Annotated in this window: 25 protein-coding genes; 11 read left to right on the forward strand and 14 right to left on the reverse strand. The window is 49.6% G+C overall.

Annotated features, from left to right (window positions below; genetic code table 11):
* Nucleotides 1-128 precede the first annotated feature (128 nt).
* Nucleotides 129-3,836: an S-layer homology domain-containing protein gene (locus ASF12_RS30645; protein WP_056042739.1), complete on the forward strand. Its 3,708-nt coding sequence runs from the start codon at nt 129-131 to the stop codon at nt 3,834-3,836.
* 270 nt (nt 3,837-4,106) lie between these two features.
* Nucleotides 4,107-4,742 carry an FMN-dependent NADH-azoreductase gene (locus ASF12_RS30650; RefSeq protein WP_056042741.1) on the forward strand — a complete coding sequence of 212 codons (636 nt, stop codon included), beginning with the start codon at nt 4,107-4,109 and terminating at the stop codon, nt 4,740-4,742.
* 89 nt (nt 4,743-4,831) lie between these two features.
* Here the strand turns inward: ASF12_RS30650 and ASF12_RS30655 are convergent, their stop codons facing one another.
* From ASF12_RS30655 to ASF12_RS30670, 4 genes are all read right to left on the reverse strand, one after another.
* Entirely contained in the window at nt 4,832-6,148 is a 1,317-nt protein-coding gene (locus tag ASF12_RS30655) for an LLM class flavin-dependent oxidoreductase (protein ID WP_056042743.1), read from the reverse strand.
* The gene (locus ASF12_RS30660; protein WP_155973598.1) at nt 6,117-7,310 is read right to left on the reverse strand and encodes an MFS transporter; all 1,194 of its coding nucleotides are present in this window, start codon (nt 7,308-7,310) and stop codon (nt 6,117-6,119) included. The genes ASF12_RS30655 and ASF12_RS30660 overlap by 32 nt, the downstream gene beginning before the upstream one ends.
* Before the next feature lie 324 nt (nt 7,311-7,634).
* Entirely contained in the window at nt 7,635-8,051 is a 417-nt protein-coding gene (locus ASF12_RS30665; protein WP_056042745.1) for a GIY-YIG nuclease family protein, read from the reverse strand.
* A gap of 67 nt (nt 8,052-8,118) precedes the next feature.
* Nucleotides 8,119-8,892, reverse strand: a complete 774-nt coding sequence (locus ASF12_RS30670) for a DUF2087 domain-containing protein (RefSeq protein ID WP_235533325.1) — start codon at nt 8,890-8,892, stop codon at nt 8,119-8,121.
* Nucleotides 8,893-9,073: 181 nt separating this feature from the next.
* Between ASF12_RS30670 and ASF12_RS30675 the strand changes: the two genes are divergently transcribed.
* The gene (locus ASF12_RS30675) at nt 9,074-9,424 is read left to right on the forward strand and encodes a PadR family transcriptional regulator (RefSeq protein WP_056042747.1); all 351 of its coding nucleotides are present in this window, start codon (nt 9,074-9,076) and stop codon (nt 9,422-9,424) included.
* Nucleotides 9,408-10,229 (forward strand): permease prefix domain 1-containing protein, encoded by an 822-nt coding sequence (locus ASF12_RS30680; protein ID WP_056042749.1) that lies wholly within the window; start codon nt 9,408-9,410, stop codon nt 10,227-10,229. Before ASF12_RS30675 ends, ASF12_RS30680 begins: the two co-directional genes overlap by 17 nt.
* Before the next feature lie 95 nt (nt 10,230-10,324).
* On the opposite strand, the gene ASF12_RS30685 is transcribed toward ASF12_RS30680, so the two are convergent.
* Together ASF12_RS30685 and ASF12_RS30690 are read right to left on the reverse strand one after the other, a co-directional pair.
* Nucleotides 10,325-11,557: an MFS transporter gene (locus tag ASF12_RS30685; RefSeq protein ID WP_081419138.1), complete on the reverse strand. Its 1,233-nt coding sequence runs from the start codon at nt 11,555-11,557 to the stop codon at nt 10,325-10,327.
* Between the two features lie 33 nt (nt 11,558-11,590).
* Entirely contained in the window at nt 11,591-12,673 is a 1,083-nt protein-coding gene (locus ASF12_RS30690; protein ID WP_056042751.1) for a lactonase family protein, read from the reverse strand.
* A 187-nt stretch (nt 12,674-12,860) separates the two neighbouring features.
* Between ASF12_RS30690 and ASF12_RS30695 the strand changes: the two genes are divergently transcribed.
* Together ASF12_RS30695 and ASF12_RS30700 are read left to right on the forward strand one after the other, a co-directional pair.
* Nucleotides 12,861-13,199 (forward strand): LytTR family transcriptional regulator DNA-binding domain-containing protein, encoded by a 339-nt coding sequence (locus tag ASF12_RS30695; protein ID WP_327204957.1) that lies wholly within the window; start codon nt 12,861-12,863, stop codon nt 13,197-13,199.
* A 192-nt stretch (nt 13,200-13,391) separates the two neighbouring features.
* A complete protein-coding gene (locus ASF12_RS30700; protein ID WP_056042752.1) occupies nt 13,392-14,399 on the forward strand; it encodes an aldose 1-epimerase in 1,008 nt (335 codons plus the stop codon).
* A 112-nt stretch (nt 14,400-14,511) separates the two neighbouring features.
* Here the strand turns inward: ASF12_RS30700 and ASF12_RS30705 are convergent, their stop codons facing one another.
* The 5 genes from ASF12_RS30705 to ASF12_RS30725 form a co-directional block, all read right to left on the reverse strand.
* The gene (locus ASF12_RS30705) at nt 14,512-14,958 is read right to left on the reverse strand and encodes a RidA family protein (RefSeq protein WP_056043011.1); all 447 of its coding nucleotides are present in this window, start codon (nt 14,956-14,958) and stop codon (nt 14,512-14,514) included.
* 44 nt (nt 14,959-15,002) lie between these two features.
* The gene (locus ASF12_RS30710; protein WP_056043014.1) at nt 15,003-15,764 is read right to left on the reverse strand and encodes an SDR family NAD(P)-dependent oxidoreductase; all 762 of its coding nucleotides are present in this window, start codon (nt 15,762-15,764) and stop codon (nt 15,003-15,005) included.
* A gap of 169 nt (nt 15,765-15,933) precedes the next feature.
* Nucleotides 15,934-16,668, reverse strand: coding sequence for an ABC transporter permease (locus tag ASF12_RS30715; protein WP_056043015.1), 735 nt, complete (start codon nt 16,666-16,668; stop codon nt 15,934-15,936).
* A 9-nt stretch (nt 16,669-16,677) separates the two neighbouring features.
* A complete protein-coding gene (locus ASF12_RS30720) occupies nt 16,678-17,436 on the reverse strand; it encodes an ABC transporter permease (protein WP_056042754.1) in 759 nt (252 codons plus the stop codon).
* Nucleotides 17,433-18,350 (reverse strand): ABC transporter ATP-binding protein, encoded by a 918-nt coding sequence (locus ASF12_RS30725; RefSeq protein WP_056042756.1) that lies wholly within the window; start codon nt 18,348-18,350, stop codon nt 17,433-17,435. The genes ASF12_RS30720 and ASF12_RS30725 overlap by 4 nt, the downstream gene beginning before the upstream one ends.
* Nucleotides 18,351-18,505: 155 nt before the next feature.
* Here ASF12_RS30725 and ASF12_RS30730 point away from each other — a divergent pair, with 155 nt between their 5' ends.
* Both ASF12_RS30730 and ASF12_RS30735 read left to right on the forward strand, forming a co-directional pair.
* Nucleotides 18,506-19,219, forward strand: a complete 714-nt coding sequence (locus ASF12_RS30730; RefSeq protein ID WP_056042758.1) for a response regulator transcription factor — start codon at nt 18,506-18,508, stop codon at nt 19,217-19,219.
* Nucleotides 19,219-20,607: a sensor histidine kinase gene (locus ASF12_RS30735; RefSeq protein WP_056042759.1), complete on the forward strand. Its 1,389-nt coding sequence runs from the start codon at nt 19,219-19,221 to the stop codon at nt 20,605-20,607. The genes ASF12_RS30730 and ASF12_RS30735 overlap by 1 nt, the downstream gene beginning before the upstream one ends.
* 224 nt (nt 20,608-20,831) lie before the next feature.
* Here ASF12_RS30735 and ASF12_RS34885 read toward each other — a convergent pair whose 3' ends face one another.
* Genes ASF12_RS34885 through ASF12_RS30745 form a run of 3 tightly spaced genes read right to left on the reverse strand, consistent with a single transcriptional unit; the run spans nt 20,832 to nt 22,962 of the window.
* Nucleotides 20,832-21,005, reverse strand: a complete 174-nt coding sequence (locus ASF12_RS34885; protein ID WP_155973601.1) for a hypothetical protein — start codon at nt 21,003-21,005, stop codon at nt 20,832-20,834.
* A 59-nt stretch (nt 21,006-21,064) separates the two neighbouring features.
* The gene (locus ASF12_RS30740) at nt 21,065-22,273 is read right to left on the reverse strand and encodes a CynX/NimT family MFS transporter (RefSeq protein ID WP_056042761.1); all 1,209 of its coding nucleotides are present in this window, start codon (nt 22,271-22,273) and stop codon (nt 21,065-21,067) included.
* Entirely contained in the window at nt 22,270-22,962 is a 693-nt protein-coding gene (locus ASF12_RS30745) for a FadR/GntR family transcriptional regulator (RefSeq protein WP_056042764.1), read from the reverse strand. Before ASF12_RS30745 ends, ASF12_RS30740 begins: the two co-directional genes overlap by 4 nt.
* 333 nt (nt 22,963-23,295) lie before the next feature.
* On the opposite strand from ASF12_RS30745, the gene ASF12_RS30750 reads away from it, so the two are divergent.
* The 3 genes from ASF12_RS30750 to ASF12_RS36730 all read left to right on the forward strand — a co-directional run bounded on the left by ASF12_RS30750 (nt 23,296) and on the right by ASF12_RS36730 (nt 25,210).
* Nucleotides 23,296-23,769 (forward strand): hypothetical protein, encoded by a 474-nt coding sequence (locus ASF12_RS30750; RefSeq protein ID WP_056042766.1) that lies wholly within the window; start codon nt 23,296-23,298, stop codon nt 23,767-23,769.
* 3 nt (nt 23,770-23,772) lie between these two features.
* A complete protein-coding gene (locus ASF12_RS30755; RefSeq protein WP_056042767.1) occupies nt 23,773-24,462 on the forward strand; it encodes an AIM24 family protein in 690 nt (229 codons plus the stop codon).
* A 625-nt stretch (nt 24,463-25,087) separates the two neighbouring features.
* Nucleotides 25,088-25,210 carry a hypothetical protein gene (locus tag ASF12_RS36730; protein WP_442952564.1) on the forward strand — a complete coding sequence of 41 codons (123 nt, stop codon included), beginning with the start codon at nt 25,088-25,090 and terminating at the stop codon, nt 25,208-25,210.
* Nucleotides 25,211-25,306: the final 96 nt, after the last annotated feature.

Below are 25,306 nucleotides of genomic sequence, written 5' to 3' on the forward strand. Positions count from 1 at the left end.
CCAAAAGAATTATTAATTTTTCAACCTAAATAAATATAATTTCTTAATAGTTAATGAGTTTTAAATTTACATAGCGCTGTTATAGTACTCGTTGGACAATCATTTTATTAAAGGGAGTAGGAAAAGTAATGAAAATCAGAGCATGGCGCAAGGCAATAGTAACCTTATCATTGGTAACATTGCTGGCAGGAGGATTAAGTCCAGGTTTTGTTCAAAATAATCATGTCTATGCTGCAGATATGGTTACGCCCTCCGTTATAGTTGAGGATTTTGAAGATGGAATCTCAGATGTGAAATTTAATCCTAAACGGATGTATGACGCTACGCTGCACCTGGAGGATAACCAGAAGCATGTAAGAAATGGACAATATTCGGCTAGAATTGATTACGATATGATTGGCATAGTGGATAACCCGTCTCAAATCGAAGTAGGGTACAAAACAGGGAATATTCCCCTAACAGGTTACCCTACTAAAGTAGGCATGTGGGTTTATGGCAACAATGAAGGACATTTGCTAACGACAAAATTTAGAGATCAAGGCGGCTCCTCTTTCCAAGCAGAGTTTTATGACGCAAATCAAACGGGTATCAACTGGTCTGGTTGGAAATATATTGAGGCTGCTGTTCCGCAGGGCAAGCCAGGTCCAATTGTCCTTGAATTGTTTTTCCAATTGAAACAATCGAATATGAGCAAAAAAAATAAAGGCTCGATTTGGGTAGATGATATTACCCTTATCTATGAGGATTCGGATGAGGATAAAGACGTGCCTAGCATTAAACCTATATCCCCCGTCGAGAATGACGTATTAAATGCTCCGCTTGATGAATTAAAGGTTGAGCTAACCGACAACGGAGCAGGTCTAGATTTAGATACGTTATCGGTTCTTTTGGATGGATCGGATATTACACAAGGAGCAAACTATTCTTCTGACACTGGTTTATTAACCTATCCGGGAGCATTTCTGGACGGCGGTTATCATGAGCTTATTATTGACGTGAAGGATATGGCCGGCAACCCAGCAAGCAAAACATATGCTTTCACGATAAATGCAGGTGAACGTTTGTTCATGACTGCTGACGGAGAAGCAGTCAGCAATGAAATCTACCCTGTTCAAGTTAACATCAAAGACTACTTGAATGCTGAATCGGTAAAATTCGCATTAAATTATGATGCAAGCACTCTTCAAGTTGAAAGCATTACTCAGGCGGCTGGAGTTGCCTTAGACTCAGCTATCGACAATGATCACGGAATGGTTCAGGTAGCTCTTGATAACGTGACAGCCGCAACCCATGATGTCGTTACGGTTAACTTCAGAGTGAGCTCTCATGCCATTTTAGAGCGTGGTGAAAATTACAAAACCATAACTATGAGTAATCCTAATCTTACAGCGGGCGGAGTTCAGACTAGCTCACCGCTAGCTTCCCCCATCCACTATACAATCGCATTTCCATATCAGCTAGCAATGACGGGAATGGGTTTGGGCACATCGTCTACTTTTACTGTATTAGACCGTGAAGGCAAACCTTATGAAGGTGCGGATATTGTTTTCACTGGCTTATTAAAGCAAAGCTCGGTAGTTACAGTTAACACGGTAACGTCTAGTGTATATGAGGATGATGATACATCTTCTGATGTCTTAATGGTTGCAAAAGCTGGAGAACGCTTCTATGCTTCAGCTGAACCCGAGGATGGATTATTCGAGGTTATTCTCGCAGATGGCCAAACAACAGGCTATATCTCTGAAGCCGATGTTAGCAGTCAATTACTGAGTAGCAGCCTCGGTAAAACAGATGCTAAAGGACAATTAACGACAGACCTGACTACGTTGGCACTTGGAACCTATCAGGTTCAAGCTGTCATCGGTGATCAGAACAGTAAGGTTGTCCATTACGAAGTTGTGGAGCAGTATGGGACGGATGAGCCGCAATATGTTCAGACCTATGTGACAGAGGATATGTCTTCACAACTGAGCGCCGCCTGGCAAACAAAACCAGACCAAACTTCTACTTATATTCAATACATCGAAGCTAGTGATTGGGGAACAGGAGAAAGCCCTGATTTCAACCATGTAAAACAACAGCATGCTGAAAGCGAGCTTCAAGTGCTGAGTATGAAGGAAAATGGAACGAAGGGCGAGATCCGCTTTCATAATATCCTGATTGAAGGCTTGAAAGCAGATACTGCTTACAAATATCGTGTAGGCTATGAGGGCAATTGGTCGGAGTGGCATGAATATTCTACTGTAGACCAGAACAAATCAACCCCGACCTCATTCTTGTTTATTACGGATTCGCATACGAATCAATCACAAGGAATACAAGCATATCAAGCACTAATGACTAGCGCTTTGACACAATATCCATCAACGCAGTTTATTATGCATGGCGGAGATATGGTTGATGTAGGCGGCGCATTTGAAGAATGGCAGAAGTTCTGGCAAGCTTCTTCGGTCTATGCAGCAACACTTCCAACGGCTCTAACCTTGGGTAATCATGATGTGAAGAGCGAAGGTAAGGAAGTATTTACTAAAGGTGCGAATTTTCCAAAGAACGGACCCGCATCCCAACTGCAATATGCTTATTCTTATGAGGTCGATGACACTCATTTCGTCGTATTGAACTCAGAAGGCACAGAGGAACAAATGATTGAACAAGCAGCATGGTTGAAAGAAGACTTGGATCAAAATGATAAAAAATGGACGATCGCTATGTTCCACCGTCCTGCCTACCATACGGAAAATGGTCGGGAATCCCTTGTGGAGTATACCCAAACGTATTTTGCGCCTATTTTGGAAGAGAAGAAAGTTGATTTGGTTCTAGTGGGTCACGATCATGTGTATGCCCGCACCTATCCAATGCTGGAGGGCAAGCCGAATAAAGCTACAAATGAAGGTACTGTATACCTGGATGGCGGTGCTTCGGGCTGGAAATTCTATGATGGCACCCAGTATAATTATTTGAATTTCATATTTGATGAAGACGTTCCTGTATATTCCGCTATTGAAATTTCCGATGATAAGATTCGTGTGGAAGCACGTACGAGTGCAGGGAATATCGTAGATGAGTTTTCCGTTGTGAAAACAACGGATAATGAGCCGTCGACACCAACGCCAACACCTACACCGACGCCGACACCAACTTCGCCATCTACATCGACACCAGTAACAACACCATCGCCAGTACCGACGTCGACACCAGTACCAACGCCAACGCCGGCACAGACACCAACGCCTTCGACGCTGGTTTTCAACGACAAGGTTGATGTAGACGTAGTTAAGGCTATCGTAGAAAAAGAGCAATCTGCTCCTACCGTAAGCTTTACGGACGTTCCAGCAGCTTCATGGAGTGCAACAGTAGTCGAGCGTGCCGCTAAGATGGGCATTGTAACAGGGTACAGTGATGGCTCTTATCATCCCAATGAAAAGGTAACTCGCGCTGAGTTCGCCACAATGCTTGCGAAAGCTTTTGGGCTTGCTGATGCGAGCAGCAGCTCCTTCTCTGACACACAAGGGCATTGGGCCTCAGAAGCGATTTCAGCCTTACAGGCTAAAGGGATAATCACGGGTTACAGTGATGGTTCTTTCCATCCTAATCAAGAAATTTCCCGCGCTGAGATCGTTGCAATGCTTGCTCGGTTGACGAACTATGCTCCTAATACATTCAATCCATTCTCGGATGCAACTGCGAATTGGGCCTCTGAACAAATCAGTGCTTTCGCAGCTGCCGGTATCGTAAGTGGCAAAGGCAACGGCTTGTTCAAACCGAATGAATCGGCTTCCCGTGCGGAGTCCGTTGCGATGATCATTCGATTGTTGGATAAATTGCTCGCACAGTAAGTACAAAGTGATCATTTTCAAATAGCGGAATCCAAAACCATAGTCGGAACGAAGCTGTGGTTTTGGCATTTCTGCTGTCAATCATAAGCTTGCCTTCGAGCTGAATTTTCATAAATAAATAACTCCACACTAGGGCAGACTTACTTAAGTCCACAAACGTCCCAACTAGAAAATAGTCTAACATTAAAATTAATAAATCACTTATTGAAATTAACTTAAAAAAAGTTATAATGGAGAAGTACCATTTAAATTTGAAGGGAAGTTATAATTATGTCTACTGTATTGTACATTACTGCACACCCGCATGATCACTCCACATCTTTCAGCCTTGCTGTAGGTGAAGAATTCGTTAACGCTTATCGTGAAGCTAATCCTTCTGATGAAGTCGTTCGTCTTGACCTGTTCAATCTTGATATCCCTGCTATCGATGCTGACGTATTCAGCGGCTGGGGCAAGCTTCAATCCGGCACTGCTTTCGACCAGCTTTCTGCTGCTGAGCAAGCAAAAGTAGCACGTCTGGGCGAGCTCGTTGATCAGTTCGTTGCAGCTGATAAATATGTTTTCGTTTCCCCAATGTGGAACTTCTCGTTCCCTCCAGTTCTGAAAGCATACATTGATGCGGTTTCCGTTGCTGGCAAAACGTTCAAATACACTGCTGAAGGTCCTGTAGGCCTGCTTACTGATAAAAAAGGCTTGCACATCCAAGCTAGCGGCGGCGTTTATTCCGAAGGTCCTGGAGCTGCAATGGAAAGCGGCTTTAGCTACCTGAAAAAAATCTCGCTGTTCTACGGAATTCCTTCCTTTGAGCCGCTGTTTGTTGAAGGCATGGCTGTATCGCAAGATCAAGGCCAAGCCATTAAAGCACAAGCAATCGTTAAAGCGAAAGAAATCGCAGCAAGCTTCTAATTTTTCACTGCTATCTTTTCACTGCTTTAATAACAAAAACGGCCGAGATCGGATCTCGGCCGTTTTTTTGTCGTTGGTTGTTGCTAGTGTCAATGCTTTATCGCATACCGATTACTCGGCACTTCAAGTCCTAAATTGCCGCGCAGCGTATCGCCTTCGTATTCGGTACGGAATAGCCCGCGCTGCTGCAAAATCGGAACGACCAGCTCTACGAAATCTGCCAAGCCGCCTGGGACGACCGTTCGAACGTTAAAGCCGTCTGCCGCCTCCCCTTCAAACCATTGCTGAATTTGGTCTGCAATTTTCTCCGGCGTACCGATAAACGAGGTGCGTGGCGTCGATGCCCGAAGCGCAACCTGGCGCAGCGTAAGTCCCTGCTCCTTTGCCTCCTGCTTGATTTTGTCCGTTGTGCTGCGGAAGCTGTTGCTGCCGATATTGCCAATGTCGGGGAACGGCTCATCCAGCGGAAACTGGGAAAAATCAAAATGATCAAAGTAACGCCCCAAATAAAGCAGCGCTTGTTCAATTTCCACAAGCTCAGCTATTTCCTGATACTTCTGCTCCGCCTCCGCTTCGGTTCTTCCGACAATTGGCCCGATCCCCGGGAAAATCAGCAGCTCGCCAGACTCCCGGCCCAATGCTGCCGATCTTCCTTTCACATCCTGATAAAAAGCCCGCGCTTCCTCAAACGTTTCATGTGCCGAATAAATCGCATCAGCCGACCTCGCTGCTAAATCCTTGCCCGCTTCCGAGGAGCCAGCCTGGAACACAACCGGATAGCCCTGCCGAGAGCGCGCCACATTAAGCGGCCCCTGCACTGAGAAAAAAGCTCCTTTATGATGCAGCGTATGCAGCTTCTCCTTGTCAAAAAACACACCAGCCGCTTTGTCGCCGACAAAAGCATCATCTTCCCATGAATCCCATAAGCCTTTCACTACTTCCAAATGCTCTTCGGCTATTTCGTAGCGGAGCGCATGATTCGGATGCTCGCCCTTGCCAAAATTGAGTGCCGAGCCTTCCAGCGGCGAAGTGACAACATTCCAGCCCGCTCTGCCTCCGCTCAATTGGTCAATGGAGGCGAACTGTCTAGCGACCGTAAATGGCTCGCTGTAGGAGGTCGATAACGTCGCAACAAGGCCGATATGCGAGGTTGCTCCCGCGAGCGCAGACAACAGCGTCAATGGCTCAAATCGGTTTAAAAAATGCGGATTGGACTTCTCGTTAATAAACAAGCCGTCCGCGATAAACAGCAGATCAAATTTGCCCTGCTCGGCTATTTGCGCCTGCTTTTTATAAAAATCCAAGCTTACGCTCGCATTAATCGGCACATCTGGATGACGCCAAAAAGAAATGCTATTCCCTACCCCGTTTAAATTAGCCCCTAGCTTTAATTGTCGTTTTGTCATGACTTGCCTCCCTTATTCCCCATGCTGCTCCCAGCAAAGTAATGCCCGTTAATAAAAATACAAATGGAATACCGGCCCACCCGCCGAGAAATCCGCCCAGCAGCGGGCCTACTACAATGCCAAATTGACTGGCAGTTTGGCTCAGACTAACCGCTCTCCCCCGAAAATCCTTATCCGCATATTGGATAACGAGCGCATTTAGCGCTGGATACACAGCGGCGAAAAACAAACCGTAGCCAAAGCGTAAAATGCCAAAGCCGATCAGATGCTGCATGGTCAGTTGAAGCAAATTGCCAATGCCGCCGCCAATCAGCCCAATAAGCAGCACCTTGCCATAACCGATTCGCCCGCCAAGCCTCCCCCAGTAAGGGCCCATAATGACGGTAGCAACCCCTATCGCCGAAAATACTATACCCGAGCTGAGCTTAGCGTTGCTTATGCTGCCGCCAATTTGCACAACATAGAGCGTCACCAATGGCTCCAAAATCATGACCGAGGTGGACACCAGCAAAATCAGCCCATAGACCCGAAATAATTTGGAATTAAGCGCTGCCTGCTTCAAATCCTGAAGCACGCTCGGCCGTGCCTCGGTACGGCGCTCATGCACTTCTTTTACACCTAGAACAACGGTTGCTGAAATCAGCGTAATGATGCCTGATGCAATGAAGCATTCACGCAGTCCAATCCATTGGCTCAGCACGCCTCCGACAAGCGGACCTACAATGCCGCCAGCAGCGGTTGATGTGGAGATGACGCCCAGCGCGTATCCAACGTGTTTTTCCGGTGTGTTCGTCCCGACCAAAGCGAGCGAGGCGGGCGTAAAACCCGCCATCACCCCTTGAAAAATCCTCACAATGATAAACGTATAAGGATCATGGACAAAATAGTTCGCCACATGCGCGGCCCCAAGGCCAACGCCTGAACGGACAAGCATCAGCTTGCTGCCATATTTATCGGCAAGCGAGCCCCAGAAGGGCGCACATAAACCGCTGATCAGAAAGCTGATCGCAATGGAAACGCCGGACCAAGCCTCCAAACCTTTGTCTACACCCAAATCATGCTGCAAAAACAACGGGAAAAATGGCACCGAGAGCGTATATGCCATGTGATTGAAAAACAGCCCAAACCATAAAATATAAAGATTACGCTTCCAGTGAAGCACCGCGCCGCTCCTCCATTCGTTCCCGCCCTTCACCTCTCGTTCAATTCCCGATAATTCTCATTAACTTAATCGGTATTAATATAAACAACACTCTATCACTTCCCATCTCTTACCGTCAATTTACTTGCTAATAGAAATTGTCTATGAGCCGATTCAGTTTATCGATTGGGCAATCACTATACCTGCATGCAGCAGCATGTTGCAAAGCGGCAAGCATACAAAAACAGGACCATCCGTCCCCTTTCGGGCGTATGATCCTGCTCTCTTGTTGTCGTGCCGCTTTATGAAGCTTGAACCATACTTGCTTTCCCAGCCTACTGCGGCCTATTCCGGCTCGTTATAACAATCGACGCCTTCAGCCAGCAGCTTTTCCAGCCATTTCTGTTCCAGCTCTTCAGCCGCTTTTTTATATTTGCGCATTTGCTCGGCTGACGTGCCTCCCTGCTCCGCTGGGAACACATCCTTATAATCGTACAGCACCTTCTCTTCAAGCTTCATTTTCTCCAAAATATCAAATTCGAACTGCGCCGCTCCCTGCTCATTCCAGTCCATTTGCAGCTCATCATTTTTGTGCGTGCCAAAGTCCAGCTCAAACCGCACCCGATTTAATGCCCCATCCATATTGGAGGTCGAGCCAATAAACTTGCGTCCGTTTTGCGTATTCGTAATTTGATAGACGCCCATCACCCGTTCCTGCTCCATATACTGTGCCGTCAGCTGCTTGCGCTCTTCTTTATTCATCGCTGCTCCTCCTCAAATTTGTCTCTTCGTCCTATTCGTCCCCATCCATAAAGCTGCCTTGCCTCAGTCAGTTCTTAACCCAATATTCGCTGCAATCATCCGTGCGGTCAAGAAAGCCATATTCGATCAAATAGCGGCGCAGCGTCACATAGTCCGCTTCCCAGTAGCGTTTGAGCTGCTCATTTATTTCCTTCTCCGTGTACTTGCGCGATGCTTCAAAATCAGCTGAAATATGGCGCAAAATCGCCACCTTGCGCTTCTCCTTCCGTGGAAAAGAAGCAAGCGGACCATCCGGCCCCTGTGGAAAATATTGCTTCATGATCAACTCGTACTCATCCTCGGTAATTGCATACCGTTCATCAACCTGCGTCGCTGTGCGGTGGATCGGCATAAAACGCGGCGTATCTGCGGACACTCCACTCTCCATCAGCTCAATAGCAGCAAGCAGCAGCTTCGCCTGCTTCGCTTTCTCCTTCAGCACAAACCGATGATTGCGAATCGTCGATGCGCTGCCGCCTCCCGAGCTTTTGACGATTTCCGCATCGGACATGCCCGAGGCAAACTGCCGGATGAGCTGCTTTTGCAAATCGGTCAGCCCGCTCGCCTTCTTATCCAGACCGAGCAAGTAGTCGAGCATCGAGCCATGGCTATGCTGAACATGATATGCTGCATATTTGCGGGCTTCATACCATTTATCACTATCCGGTACTCGAAACACTTCTCCGTCCTCAAAGGCTGCTCCACACACGAGACAGCTATATCGGCCTTCGTCTTGAACGAATACAAAGCCTTTCTTTAGGTCGGCAAGCTCTGCTGACCAGAACAAATCATTTTGCGACAAAACAAACACCACCCAAATGAAAACTATTATTTTATAGACATAATAACATTTTGTTTGGTTATTTTCAATATCCATTTCAAATGCTCAAAGAGCATAAATGATTTCGCTATATTTTATTTTTTATAATACCTTGCATTATATAGTATTATAATTTATATTCATTTCAGGGGGGATGAACGTTTTGGAAATTAACAAGGAAGTTTTGAAGGGGCATATCGATACGATCATATTGTCCTTGCTGCACAGCCGGGATCGCTACGGTTATGAATTAGCTAAAAATGTGCGCGACCAAAGCGCCAATCAATTTGATCTAAAGGAAGGCACCTTGTATTTATCGCTCAAGCGGCTGGAGAAAAATAAGTGGATTACATCCTATTGGGGCAATGAGCAAGGGCCCGGCGGCAGACGCAAATATTACAAGCTTACCGCGGAAGGCGTAGAGGGCTATTTGGTTAAACGCTCCGAATGGGAGTTTCTGAAGCATATGATGGAATCATTTTTGCAAGGGGGAGACCATGTTGAAGGAAATTGAAGTGTATGTGAACAGGTTGTATCAGCATGCGGCCGGGAATAAGAAGGAAATAAAAGAACTGAAGGATGAAATGCGCAGCCATCTAATGGAGGCCGTACATGAGTTAAAGCAGGAGGGCAAATCCGAGCAGGAGGCCGTTCATCTGGCTATTGAGCGATTTGGAGGAGAAGCCGAGCTGCAATTGGTCATTGGACAGCTGTTTCAGGCACAGCGGATTTTCGCAAAAAGAGTGCTGTACACGGCGATTTTTTTCCTAATCGCCAGCCTTCTCACCGTTTTCATCATCTGGGTAGATGAACTCGGAAATAACAACGAGAACCGCGCTATTGCCGATCGTATTTCTGACCTGCTAGGGACTCAGTCCAGTATTACCGCTGATCAGCAGGAGCACATTAAGCAGCTGGCGCAATCCGCTGGACAAATTGCCAGCATTAAAGTGTACAAGCTTGATAAGGTCGAGCGAAGCAACGGGGAATCCTCCGATTTTAATCCCGAAGGCGCTATTCCTGACTATCAATATGATACGTCCGTCCCTATTTTTGAATGGATGGATTACTACTACTCACTTGATCAGGAATGGTTCATTCATATTAAATCCCGCCATTTCGCTGGAGTGTTCGATGCCGTCCTTGTTGGCGGACTTACAGCCTATATTGTGCTTTTCACCATTTGGGCCATTATCAACGCCTACCATCATAGAAGGCTTAATACCGGTTGGATAATCGTCTTTACTTTATTTAACGCAGTCGGCTATATCGCTTACCACCTCATTAGGCGAAAAGCGCGCTTGAACGCTGCGAGTTAAATCAGCAGTCTTACAACCCACCCTTTTGTATTATTCAAAAAAAAGTCTCCAAAGCCGCTCTAATCCACGGTTTTGGAGACTTTTTCATTCGCAACTTAGTTCCGCCGATCCTTCGGCAGCAAAATGCCGAACAGGCCGAGCAGCGGCAGCACGCTGGAGGCGTACATCACCTGCGCAATGCTGTAATGGTCGGCTGCTGTGCCAAGCACGATTGCTCCCAAGCCGCCCATGCCGAAGGCGAGCCCGGTAATCAGCCCGGATGCCATGCCGACTTTGCCTGGCATTAGCTCCTGCGCATAAACGACGCTGACCGAGAAGCTCGATTGGAGAATGAGGCCAAGCAGCGTAATAACCGGATACACCCAAAAAATCGGCAAATGCGGCAAAACGACGGTCAGCGGTGCTGCCCCAGCAATTGAGAACAGCAGCATCCGCTTGCGCCCGAAGCGGTCGGACAGCATGCCGCCGAGGAACGTTCCAGCGACGCCCGCCGCCATAAACAGAAAGAGCGGCACCTGCGCGGCGCCAATCGACAATCCATAATCCCGCTGCAAATAAAATTGGTAAAAGCTTGTGAGCCCAGCTGCATACCAAGAGCGGGCAAACACCATCACGAGCAGCAGCACTAGCGCAATGGCTACTGCTTTCGTGCTGAGTGTATCCGCATTTGCTGCTGCGCCGCTCTGTTTCGCCTTGCGATCGGCGAGTCCTTTCGCTGCGAGCTCCGCCGCGTACCAAGGCACGATGCGCAGCAGCAGGATAATGCCTGCCAGCGCCAGCAGCGTCCCCCATACGGCGCCTCGCTGCCCAAGCGGGACGAATATAAAAATCGTCATGAGCGGCGCTAGCGCTTGTCCAAAATTACCGCCGACCTGATAGATCGACTGCGCCAGACCTCGTCTGCCGCCCGCAGCAAAATAAACAACCCGCGAGCCCTCGGGGTGGAATACCGCTGAACCAAAGCCAACGAACACGACAGCGAGCAATAGCGTCCAGAAATTTGGCGCATAGGCGAGTCCCGCCATCCCTGCCATACTGCAGCACATGCCGGCGATAAGCATCCACGGTGCAGGCTTTTTATCCGATAAAATGCCAATAACCGGCTGCAGCACGGATGAGGTCATATACAGCGTAAACGTAATCCAGCCGATTTGTCCGAACGTTAGACCGAGCGATTGTTCAAAAATCGGGAATAGGGCTGCGACGACCGACTGCATCGAATCATTCAGCAGGTGGACGCCGCTAATGGCGAATAATATGCCAAATAACGCTTTATTTTTCGTATCCATCGTTTTAATCGGTTTGCTTAATGTATCTACATTGGACATGCCGCCCGCCTTCTCTCACTGATTGTGCTGTGTTTAACCAATCCAGACGAACACAGGACTCGAAACTTGTAAAAGCTCGCCCTCAGACGTCAGCATACCGCTGCCTGCATCAACCTGATAGCTCAAAAGGTGATTGGTCTTCTGGTTCGCCACGAGCAGCCTGCTGCCATCAGGGGCAAGTGCAAAATTGCGCGGGCCTTCCCCGCCGCAGGAAATATGCTGCAATAGCGTTAGGCTGCCATCAGCCGCATTCACTGCAAATACCGCAATGCTATCATGGCCGCGATTGGAGCTGTACAAAAACTTGCCCGACGGTGCCAGCGCAATATGCGCCGCATCGTTGTAAGCATTAAACCCTTCAGGCAGCGCGCTAATAGTCTGCACCAGCTCCAAAGAGCCTGCATCCTCTCCATTCTTTCGCAGCACCGACACCGTCGAATCCAGCTCATTCATCACATAGACGATTGGCAGCTGCTCATGCAGCGCCAAATGCCGCGGCCCTGCTCCCGCATGCAGCTGGTAGGAGGACGCAAGCTGAAGCGGCTCTGCTGCCTGTGGATTGTGGCGGTAAATAAGGATGGAATCCGTGCCGAGATCCGTTATGTAAACATAAGGCGATGGCCCGCCGAGCGGCAAAATCGCATGGGCATGCGGCGCATCCTGACGGCCCGCATTTGGCCCAAGCTCTCCCTTGCTGCCGACAACTGCTGCCGCCGGCTGCAAAGAACCATCCTCTGCAAGCGGCAGCACCGCTGCATTTCCCCCTGTATAATTAGCTACGAATACCGACTGGCCATCCGAGCTGACATAACAAGGATGCTCGCCATGCGTAGACTGGCGGTTCAACTCGCTCAGCTTGCCGGTTTCCGGGTCAATCGCATAAGCAGCAACCTCTCCGCCCGGCACGCCGTTCGCCTCCGCCGTTTCACTGACCGCATACAACCGGTCCCGTGCTTCATTCACGCTCAAAAATGACGCATTTTCAATGCCTGTTACCTGCTGAATCACATTCAGCAAGCCGGATTCGCTATCCTGTTTCGCTACGTAAATACACGGCTCCGAAGCACTGCCATAGCAGCCGATATAGACGATTCCTGCGAGCTTATTTGCTTTCAATCGTATTCATCCTCTCGTACTCTCATTATGTAAGCGTAATTTTTATATTTATAGTGACCATAGCACAATGAAAATAAGCAGACAACCGTTTTCGAAAAAACGCTTTCCAATGTCTTCTGCCCATGATATAATGTAAGCGCTAACAATTTTCCGTTTTCATTCTCATTTCTTGAAGGGGGCTTATGGAATGATGAATACTGGATTGAACGGTGAACGCAACATTTACGAGGATTTTGAAATTGAGTCGGACGTCCTTTTTTTCAAGGTCGGCATGCCCGAGCTCGTCAGCTTCCACGGCAGAAACTACAATATAAAGAAAAGAATGACCGGGGACCAGATTCGCAAGCTCATTGATGACAGCCACTTTTATCAAGTGAGCTCCAATTGCTACATTAACATTCGCAAGGTGAAGGCGATCACGGACGGCATTGCTTATTTCGGAACCGATGCATCCGACTCCAAGAACGTCCCTATCCCTAGACGCAAGCAAACCGTCATCAAGCAGCTCTTAGGGCAAGCGCAGTAATCGGTTAACAGGCACATACCGCACAGCACACTAATAAACGACGTCCATATGCGCACGCAGTCGCCGTTCATTCACACACAACCGCCGTATACCGTGTCTAACGGAATACGGCGGTTGTGTGTTTACATTGATCCTGTTATTCTAATCTGGAGCATGAATCGCCAAATATTCGCCAAATTTAAGGAGGCTATTATGAGCAAGCAAGGACAAGCGCTTGAGCAAGCATTTCATGGAGAACCAGCCGTTTGGCTAAAATGGGGCGCCTACGAGGCTGCGGTTTTGCCCGCAGTAGGGGCTAACCTGATTGCGTTCCGCGATATAGAGAAGGGCTATCATTTTTTGCATGAGCCAGCTGAGAGTGAAATGGCCGCATTTAAAGCAAGTCCCGGCACTCACGGCATTCCCGTGCTGTTCCCTCCGAACCGTTATCAAGATGGCACGTTCACAATGAACGGCAAGACGTATACGTTCCCAATCAATGAGGCAAGAACAGGAAACCATTTGCATGGCTTCGTACATACGGCTGCATGGGAAGTGCTGGACTACGGCACACTGAAAACCGAAAGCTTCGTGCTGCTTCAAATCGCAGTGGATGAGCAGCATCCGATTTATACGTATTTGCCGCATCGTTTTGCGATTACGCTGCGTTATTCATTGAGTGATCAAGGACTATTTCAGCATATTTCCGTACATAACCGCGGGAACGACGCTATGCCTTGCCTAATCGGCTTCCATACAGCCATCAATGCGCCTTTTGCCCCACAAAGCTCTTCCGAAGACTACAGCTTCACGCTGACAGCCGGAAAACGCTGGGAGCTGAACGAGCGCATGCTGCCAACCGGACAGTTTTTGCCGCTTAGCAGCGACGAGGAGAAGCTGAAGACGACGGGCTCTTCCCCTTACTTTGAGCCACTGGACAATCACTATACGGTGGAGACGCGCAATGGCCGCAATCAGATGGAGCTCACAGATGCCCGCGAGCAAGTGACTTTGGTCTATGATGCAGGAACAGCCTATAAACAGTGGATGGTGTGGAACAGCAACGCCTCCGGTCAGTTCTTCTGCCCTGAGCCGCAGCTTAACCTCGTCAATGCACCGAATGTCGATTTGCCAGCAGACGAAATCGGCCTGGTCAGCCTGGAGCCAAACGGCATCTGGGAAGAGACGAGCCGCCTGTATGTGAAGCCAGCTGCCAAGTAATAGGCAGCAATAATATAGGAAAAAGCCGAAGCCCCGCGTACGAGCGGGTGCTCCGGCTTTTTTTCATGAAAGGAACAGCGGTATCTTCAGCACAGGGGCTTTAGCGCAGCCCCTACTCCTCTACTTCAAAAATCGAATCCACAATAATCGGGAGATTATTTCTTACTGAAACGGCTCCGAGTACGGAGCGGGCATGGCTTCCTTTTTCCCCGAACACATCCATCATTAAGTCCGAGCAGCCATTCAGCACCTTGTGATGCTCTTCAAATTCAGCTGTCGCATTGACGAAGCCTTGAATTTTCACGACCCGTTTTACTTTATCTAGAGAGCCCACTGCTTGCTGCAGCACAGCGAGCACCTCCAGCCCCGCCTGCCGGGCAAATTCATAGCCTTCCTCCGTAGAGAAGTCTTTGCCCAGCTTGCCTTTCGGATTTCCAGAAGGCCCCTTGCCGGAAACAAACAGCAGTCCATTCACATTTACAAAGTTTGCGTATTTAGCCGCCGGCTCGCTCGCCGCTGGCAGCACAATATCAAGCTCAACAAGTCGTTTGCTAATCATAGACTCGGACAAGAGAACTCCCCCTATCGATTTATGTAGCTTAATTAGATGGCTGGCATAACATTTCCGCCATTGACCGGCACATACGCCCCCGTAATGAAGCTCGACAGCTCGGAGGCCAGAAATGCGACTGTGTTGGCAATTTCCTGATCGCTTCCCCGCCGCTTCAGCGGCACATTTTTCTCATAGCCTTCATTGCGCTCGCTGCCTGTCGCACGGTCCCGATCGCTGATCGTCCAGCCCGGTGCCACTTGATTGACCGTAATGCCGCTCTCGCCAACCTCTTTGGCAAGCACACGGTAGACGCCGTCCATGCCTCTTTTGCCTGCTACGTAGGCCGATTGGCCGGGCGCATTTTGCATGGCGCATTCCGTATTAATGCCGATAAAACGGCCGCCGCCGCGCTCCACCATTGCCGGAACGAATGCTTTGGCCAAATAGACGCTTTGCATGACGCAGGATTCGAACTGGCTTTCATAGTCCTCCACCGGCTGCTTCAGCACGCTTTCCCATTGGTACTGAATGACGGCATTTGCCACGACAATGTCCACATGTCCAAGGCTTGCCGCTGCTTCCGCTTGAAGTTTATCCACATCGCCTTGCTTCGTAATATCTGCCTGAACCGTAATCGCACGTCTGCCCAAGGCCTCAACCTCCTGCTTCAGCTCCAGCGCCTTGTCCTCATTGCTCCGATAATGAATGACGATATCCGCCCCGCAATCTGCGAGCGTTCTAACCATTACGCGTCCCAAATCTCCAGTTGCTCCGGTTACGAGCGCGGTCTTTCCAGTCAAGTCGAGTTGCAGCATAAACGTTCAGCTCCTTTGTTCATTCATCATTCGTCGTTCATCATTGGTAACGCTTCCCTCCTAGGCTACCATATCCTTGTACCATGCGTATATTTAAAATTTCAATATTGTGCTTATTTTGACGAATGATGCCTAATGCTGTTCATGGGTCCGCTGGCAATGGGCTTTATGCCGAAACGTCAGCCGTTCGCATTCGGTAAATGGCACCGGCGCTGAATGCAGCTGTATAAAGCAAATTCACAATCACAACCGTTAGCTGCTGCAGAGGCGGCAAACTCTCCGGGCTAAGCACGCCCATTCCAATCGTCAGCAGCGAATGCGGAAAAAACAGCCCGGCCTTCGCTACATACATGCCCAGTCCCAGAAAAGTTGCCCCTAGCCCGATTCCTACGGGGACGGCAAAGCTGCGTATCTGCATGGACAGCAGCAATTGGAAGCTGCTGATCGTAACAGCAGCCAGCCAGCCCCGCACCAGCCAGCCGAATAATTCTCCCGGCAATTCGGAGAGGCTTAATCCAACCATCGTGCCCCCTATTATATACAGCAGGACAAACACTACTTGTACAAAAGCCGTCAGCATGCTTGCTGTAAAAAGCTTGGCCCAAAAAATGCTGGCAACCGGAATCGGCGCTGTCATCATCATGTTCCAGTTTTTACCTGAATGCTCCAGTCTGCACAGATAGGCACAACAAATAGCGATCAGCACCGGAAAGAAAAACTCGCCATAAAACAGCCCGACTTGCGACCATAAGCTATACCAGCCATTTTGCAGGACACCCTGATTCATATAAAAATTACCGCAGCCCATCAGAATACTGACGATCGGCAGCGCTATCAATACGATCCATAGATGCGAATGGCGCAGCTTCAGCCATTCAGCGGGAACTACCCTTTTTAGCATAAACATTCTCTACACCTCCTGCCTGGATATATGCCATCGGCCTGCTCCATAGATCAACAACCCCATGAATAGCAGCAGCCCCAGCAACGGAAGCCCCGCCCCTAAATCACGTGCTATAAATTCAAGCTGATTATCCGTATAGCTCTGGGCAACCGGACTAAGTCCCGAATAATACGACCAAATGAACAATGGCCTTATCGCACTCGGAAACAGATCAGCAGCCATGCCAATGAACCCGCCAAGCATACCGAGACATAGCGCGAAGGCCTGATTTTTAAGCGCCATGGATAACCACTGCTGCAGGGCAATGACAGCCAAGTGGGCAGCCATCGTTCCAGCAAGCAAGCGTCCGAGCAGTATAATAGGCACCACTTCTTCAAAAGCATTTATTTTGCCGAAGCCGATTAGCGCCAATACTTGCACAAAACAGGCAAGCAGCAAAATAAGCGCCACACAGCCATATTTGGCAGCATATAACCTCTCCCGCTTGACAGACATGGAAAGCAGCAGCTTCCACGTATTGCCTTTATGCTCTATATCACAAATACGCGATACGCAGATCGCTGCGAGAATAGGGGCAAACAGACCGTTCAAGGATGCCGTCATCGCAATAAGCGGCTCCCAGCTAGCCTGATCAGGATTGCGGGCGATGGACATGCTTGTTGCCATAAACGCCCACCCCATTTCCACCCCAATCATCAGCAGTACCGTCAACCCGACGTATCTTCGGCGCAGCTTGTAGCCTTCCAGCCAAATCGAGCGAATCATAGGCTGCGCTCCTTTCCCGTCAATTCGAGAAACAGGCTCTCCAAGCTTTTTTTATGCTCTTCGATGCGCAGCACGTCAATATCTGCGGCAAGCAGGTCCTTATTAATTCGCGCTATCTGGGCATCTGTCAGATGACGCAGCCGCAGGAAGCCATCCTGTAAAATCGGCGCAAAGCCTTGGGCAGCGAGCAGCGAATGCGCCATCGGATTTTGGCTCGTCTTAAAGGCAATCGTCGGCAGGCTTTCATTTCGCAGCTCATCCAGCTTGCCTTGGAACAGCATTTTACCTTGATGGATAATGCCTACCGAGGTGGCGATCTGTTCGATTTCCGACAAAAGATGGCTGGATATTAGCACCGTCATTCCCATGCGCTGCGGCAAAGATTTGATCAGCTCGCGGATTTCACCGATACCTGCCGGATCAAGCCCATTCGTCGGCTCATCCAGCACCAGCAGCTTAGGCGAAGCCAGCAGCGCCATCGCGATGCCTAAACGCTGCTTCATGCCCAGCGAATACTGCGATACTTTTTTATGCTGCTGCTGCTCCAGCCGGACAATTTTTAGCGCCTCCCGCACATGACTGCCAGGCATATTCCGCAGCCGCTGCACGACGCGCATGTTTTCTAGGCCCGTCAGATGTCCGTAGTAGGAAGGGGATTCAATTAGAGAGCCCGTTTGGCTTAAAATAAGACGGCGGTGCTTGGCCAGCTCCTTGCCGAATACGGTCACGCTGCCCTCCGTCGGCTGGGCGAGCCCAAGAATCATTTTTAATGTCGTCGATTTCCCGGCTCCGTTCGGCCCAAGAAAGCCATAAATCTCTCCCTCTTCCACCGATAAATCGAGCTTTTCGACGGAATAGCTGCTGCCGTATCGTTTGGACAGGCCGCGGGTAGATACAATCGCTTGCATCGTCATTCACTCCAATCTTGATTTTGTCAATCAAGCATAACGATGCCGCCTTGCTGTAAACTGAAGCTAACCTTACGCCAGCCTTAAATCGGGCCAATGGCGGCCCGTCACGCTCCAAAACCAGCAAAAGCAAGGTATACTAAAAATGGGTGATGAACAATATGGAAGACTTAAAACATAAAAAGCTGCTCATCGTCGATGATGAGAGCGATTTGAGGGAAATGGTCGAAGGTTTTTTACGTAAAGAAGGCTTTACCCGCATTTTCCAGGCAGCTACCTGCGCGGAGGCACTGCGTACCATTAGGTCGGCCAAGCCGGACCTCGTCCTTTTGGATATTATGCTGCCTGACGGGGACGGGTTCTCTCTGCTCAAGTCGCTGCGGCACTTCTCAAGCGTTCCTGTGCTGTTTCTCTCTGCCAGAGGAGAGGATGAGGATCGTTTGCTCGGCCTTGGGCTGGGCGCCGACGATTATATGGTGAAGCCTTTTTTGCCGCGCGAGCTGCTGCTGCGTTTGAGCGCGATTTTACGGCGAGTATATGCACCGTTCCGCCAGGAGCAGCGCCCTATTTTTCAACTGGGGCCCCGTGTTATTGATTTGGAAAGCGGCGTTGTGCGGACGTCCAGCGAGGACGTTTCTTTAACCGCTAAAGAGCTTGTTCTGCTAACCAAGTTTTATGAAAACCGGAACCGCATTGTGACCAATGATGCTCTTTGCCAAGCAGTATGGAGCGATGATTATTATGGGTATGAAAATACCTTAATGGTTCATATTCGCCGCATTCGTGAAAAAATAGAAGAGCTGCCCTCCAATCCTGAGCATCTGCTGACCGTTCGCGGCTTGGGGTATAAGCTGCTAGTCAAGGGGGAGGAGTAATGGGAGGCACCGTTCGTATTTTAAAGCGTTTTATTGGGGCGACGATGCTCATCTCGCTCTCTTTGCTCGTGCTTAACTTTTTGCTGCTGCTCATCTGGGTTAGTACAGGGACGGTCGAGGGGAGTTCGCCAGCCGCGGTTGTGCGGCATACGGCTGAAGGGCTGAAGGCATCGAATAATGGGTATGTTCTTGAGGCCGAAACGGCGGCACGGCTGGATGACCAGCAGGTGTGGGCGATGTTAATTAGCTCGGCGGGGCAGGTCACATGGGGGCACAGCTTGCCCGAAGAGCTCCCTGCACATTATAGCTTGACGGATGTCGCCAAGCTTTCCATGAGCTACTTGATGGATTATCCCGTATTTGTGTGGGAGCATGCAGACGGACTTATTGTGATTGGCTATCCGAAGGACAGCCTTGTCAAATACCAGCATATACTGCCGATCGACTGGGTCAAAAATTTGCCGCTGCGCGCCCTGCTCCTACTCATAGGGAACCTTGTGCTGGTGCTGATTGTCGCCCTGCTGATCGGTTCCCGGCTCCTGCTTTCCATCCGCCCGCTGACGCAGGGCATACAGGCGCTTGCCGCGGATCAGGAGGTGCAGCTTGAGCCCAAGGGAATGCTCGCTGACCTTGCCCAGTCTGTCAACCATGCCTCATCGCTGCTGCATCAGAAAAATGCTTCGCTCAAAAGCAGGGATGAAGCGCGATCCAACTGGATCGCTGGCATTTCCCATGACATTCGCACCCCGCTTTCCATGGTGCTCGGCTATGCCAGCGAGCTGGAGGAGCATCAAGAAATTCCACCGTTGCAGCGAAAGCATGCGGGTATTATTCGTTATCAAGCAGAGAAGCTGCGCACCTTAGTAAGCGACTTGAATCTCGTTTCCATGCTGGAGTATGAAATGCAGCCGCTCACTCCAAAGGCTTTGCGGCTGGCCGCACTGACTCGCCAGATGGCATCCGATATGATTAATGCGGGGCTTGAGCCCAGCTTTACGCTCGAAATGGACGACATAAACGAAACCGCCCAAATATACGGGGACGAGCGTCTGCTGCTGCGGGCCATGACCAATCTCGTCCACAATGCGATCCGCCATAATCCACAGGGATGCGACATCAGGCTGCGAGCAGAGCTTGCGGCCGACAAGCATACGTGCCGCTTCATCGTATTAGACAATGGACGAGGCATCCCGCCGGAAGAGCTGGCCGATGTGCTGGAGCTGCCTTTTTCCGCAAATCGAAAATATGCCAGACCTTCCGGACATGGTCTAGGGCTGCCAATGGCTTTCCGAATAGCCAAAGCCCATCACGGGCGACTGACGTTAACTAACGGGCCTGGAGCCGGACTCACCGCCGAGCTTGAGCTGCCTTGCTTGGAAACGCGATAAGCTGTTGTGTGCTAGGAATACTCTAGAGGCAAAATAGCTGCTTCCTGTACTTGGATCGACTTGGCGGACACAGCAGCAGCTATTTTAGCAAAATCATGGGTTATGGCACCTTATGCGGACTCAGGAGCCGCTAATGCGCTGCTTTTCGCCATTTTGATGGGATAATGAGGGCAATAGCGGATTTCCTGTCCGCTTAGGCAGACTCAAAAAAATAGTAGACACATTCAATCAAACGAGGGCAGTTCTTCCTTCGTATAGCCGTTCTCGCGAATCTGCAATTCGTGAATGACTTTGACCGTCAGCCGGGTATAGAGTCTTCCAGTTTGCGCAACCCTTTGCGAATGGTATTCCGGCTGACCTGGGAGATGGCTGACGCTGCTCTGCCTATTTTTCTTCATCCATTCATCCACTCATTCATTCACGGAGTTGTTTGGGTCTGTTTTTTCTTTCATGTGCCTTATACCGTGCGATTTCTGGAGGCGCCGAGGCCGGACAGGAGCAGCAGAGCGCTAACGACAAGCAGCAGCAACAGCGGGGGCTTCCAGCTTGCCGTAATATCATGAAGCAGACCGAACAAGATCGGTCCGGTTGCCGCCAGCAAATAGCCAACCGATTGCGACATGCCGGAAAGAGCAGCGGAATCGAAGGCATCTTTCGTGCGCAAGCTTAAAAAGATCATGGCCAAGCTGAACGCACATCCTCCGCCAATTCCGAGTAAAACGGTCCACAACGAAATGAACGCATTTCCTCCGAAATAAAGACCTCCCAATGAAACAAACAACAGAACCGACATGATGATGACCAGCAAACGTTGGTTCTTCATGCGTCCCGCCACGATCGGCACAATGAACGCAACGGGCAGCGCGGCCATCTGAAACAGCGACAGCAGCAAGCCGCCGCTGTCTTCATTCAAGCCCCGGCTTGACATGATTTCAGGCATCCAAGCGATCAGCACATAGAACAAGAGAGACTGCATCCCCATAAAAATCGTAACCATCCATGCCAGTGGCGAACGCCACAGACTTCCACGCTTCGATGCACCGCTCGTCGCTGCCCCAACAGCCGCCCGACTCGCCCGGGCTTGAGGCAACCAGAACAGCGCGGCCAACAGAACGAGTATGCCCCATATGCCGAGCGCGCCATTCCAGCCGAAACCGAGGTCACGGGCGACCGGAACACTGACACCGGATGCGATTGCCCCGCATAAATTCATTGACACGGAGTACACGCCGGTCATGAGGCCGACTTGATGAGCAAAATTCCGTTTGACCAAACTTGGAATGAGCACGTTGCACACCGCAATCGCCAGCCCAATCAAAGCAGTGCCTGCAAACAACGAAGCGGTTGCGGTCAACGAACGGATCGCGATACCCGCCATGAGTAAAACCAGCGCATAAAGCAGGGTCCGCTCCGCCCCCAAGCGGCGTGCCAGAAAGGGTGCGAACGGTGAAAGCAGCGCGAAAGCAAGCAACGGCAGTGTAGTGAGCAGACCTGCCGCAGCATTCGACAGTCCGAGGGATTCGCGAATCGAGCCGACCAATGGGCCTACCGACGTTAGCGGCGACCGCATGGTCAGTGCGATCAGGACGATGCCGAGGATGATCGGCCAACCCAGCGACAAAGACTTCTTCGCCATCATTGACTTCGTATCGCTTGTTACGCTCATAGCCGCTCGCCTCCTTTGACCTCAAGAACTGCTTTCGATTCCGCAATATAACGGTGAACCGTTGCCACGGCACGATCGGCGTCTTGATCGACAATCGCTTGAACCAATTGCCGGTGCATCTCCAAGAAATCCCCATCGGCTTCATAACGAGTCAAGCTTGTAATCGAATCTTGTGACGCGTCCGCGATATGGTTGTACAATTCAATCAAGATTTCATTATGAGACGCCGCGATGATGCCTTGGTGAAGACGGATATCCTCCGTAACAATGGCATCCATGTCACCGCGTGCTGCCGCCCCCTCCCAGCGTTCCAGTTGGAGAAGAAGCTCGCGCGCCTCTTCGTCCGTTCTACGCTGTGCAGCCAGATGGGCTCCCTCGCGTTCGAGTGCATGCCGGACTTCCAACGTCTGCAGCGTATCGGAGCGCATAATTCGTTTTTGCAGCACCACTCCCAGCGCGCTCGAAGAGCTGACGTACGTTCCGTCCCCTTGCTTCGTCTTTAAGAGTCCCGCGTGGATCAAAGCCCGAACGGCTTCCCTCAATGTATTGCGGCTAACATTCAACTCGACCATCAACTCCGGCTCGGCCGGAATACGCATCCCCACAGCCCACTTGCCGGACTCGATCTGTCTTTCCATTTGCAATGCGACTTGCTCGACCAGCGTCAATCGATTTGTTTTCTGAAGCATACGTCAGTCCTCATTTCATCTATTTATCAAACATAGGATGTTTGGTTAATTGGTATTTTAACATACTTATATCGTGGAGACAACTCCTTCCCTAAAAAACCAAGCTTCGATATATTGAAGTTTGCATAAACATCCTAGTAAAATTGTAATTCTATTATTTTCTATCGTTACCAATCCTCATTTAATGTCGTATAACTCTTTAGATTGCTTTGCTGCCCGCATGGATGCTGTCGAAAAAAATCGTTCTTTCGATAAACTTGTCCAGCCAATCTAGCAAATGGGCAAAAAAGAAGCTACACTAAAGCTATCGCAATATCTGAGGAGGGATCAACGTTGCCAAAAGCGCCATTCCTTGTTTCTACTCTATTATTCATGTCCTTGCTATTTCTGTTATTTCCGCATCAGGTTGCCGAAGCAGGCATGTGGAGCAACATAAAGGGCATTTTCTCCGCCCCCGAAAAAATCGACGCGCTGGAGCAGCAATATATGGATGCCAAGCAGCAGCTTGATGCACAGAAGGAGCAGCTCACCGAATCGCTGCAAAGTGCAGAGCAATACGCAGCCAGGCAAGAGGAGCTCATGCAGCAGAACGAGCAGTTCCGCAAAACCAACGAGCAGCTAATGGAACAGAACAACGCGCTTATACAAGAAATGGAGCAAATCAAGCAGAAGCAAGCCAGCTTTACGCAAAAGCTCATCAATACAGCAATCATCATTATGATTATTATTTTCGCCTATATTCTTTCCCTTCGCGTTTGGCGCTATCTCGTTTGGCGCAAACAGAAGCATGTCGGCAGAGGAGTGTAGCGGATGAAAGCAACCTCCCCCGCGCCGATTGGACATGTGAAGGTGACGCTTCAGGAAGCGGACAAGCTCCATGTGCTCCATCCGGGAGCGATTATTGCTTACCAAGGCGCACCGCAGCAGCGCGAGGATCGTTTTATGAATTTGGCAGGCGTCTATCGCAAAAAGAAATGGGTGCGCGCCCTGCTGAGCGGCCCCTCCGAATTTATTATCGGCTTGCCGCCGGGCTGCTCGCTGGAGACGATCCCCATCGGACCGGAAAGCGATTTGCTGTTCGACTACCGCCACGTGCTCTATTTCACAGACGGCATGCAGCTCAAAAGCGTCATTCAAAAAATGAAAAATGTGTGGATCACCCGCGAGCTGGTGCGGATGCGCTTCTCCGGCCCCGGCGAGCTTGGCGTCATCACAAGCGGCGACATTGCGGTGCTCCAGTTGGACAAGGAGCGCCCGCTTTTTGTAAATACGAGCTCGCTCGTCGCTTATCCCGCCAATGCGAGCATCCAGCTTGCCGTTTACGGCAATCAGCTGGCGAGCCAGAACATGAACGTCCAGTGGAAAATAACCGGCAGCGGCCCTGTCCTTATTCAGACTGGATCGCATGGGAAAGACCTGGAGCATCCGCTGCAAAACGATGGCTTTTTCAAGCGATTGCTGCGTGAAGTGCTGCCTTTCGGCAGCGTGTATATTAAGTAGTAAAAGGGCAAGGCAAAAAACACCCGAAATCGCTGTTTTGGCGGATTTTGGGTGTTTTTTGCATTTAAGGGGGTATGTTTTTTCAAGGGAGTATGCAATACCTACGAAGTGCGACGCAAGATTTGATTATTATGACACAGGGGGACTCAGAAATTCTTGCTTAATAAGTGCTTTTCCATTAGTGATGCTCGATATCTCAATTGAATTAAGCTCTTTCAACAAATCACATAAAGCTGTTCACCTGCTACAACAGTACGTGTGGTTAAATCCGACTTAGGATCAATTCAGTGCTCTCGTCCTTAGTTGAAATAACAGGGGTTTCGATTATAACTTCAGTCCAAAGTCTATAACCTACAAATCTATTTCTTGTCAATGGTTAAATACTTTAATCTATTTACAAAATGTAACCCCCTCGATTGCTCCCAATTGAGTGTTTCAGTGCAGAATCCATCATATTTATTAAACCTGATCCATAATACTGTACTTCATCAATAGTCTTAAACCTCTGTCTTAAAATTGGACTTGTGCTTAGCCAACGATTTAGACCAACCGCCTGAAGCGTTGTGCAGCGATCTACAGCATCATCGAGACAGCGAAGGAAAACGGACTTCATTCGTTTGAATATTTGAAGTATCCGTTCCAGAAACTACCAAATATTCCGGATGTTCAAAATCCAGAAACACTCGAGCCTTATTTGCTATGGTTATCTTCCGTACTGATAACCTGCAAGGTGTTAGTAACCAAATAGTAGTGTAAATAGCTCTCACATATATAGAAGACGGGGCTATTTTACGCTTACCCCATAGATCCCAAGCGAACAGGAATAACGCCTGATCCATTGGGG

The organism is Paenibacillus sp. Leaf72, from assembly GCF_001422685.1.
Classification (GTDB): Bacteria; Bacillota; Bacilli; order Paenibacillales; family Paenibacillaceae; genus Pristimantibacillus.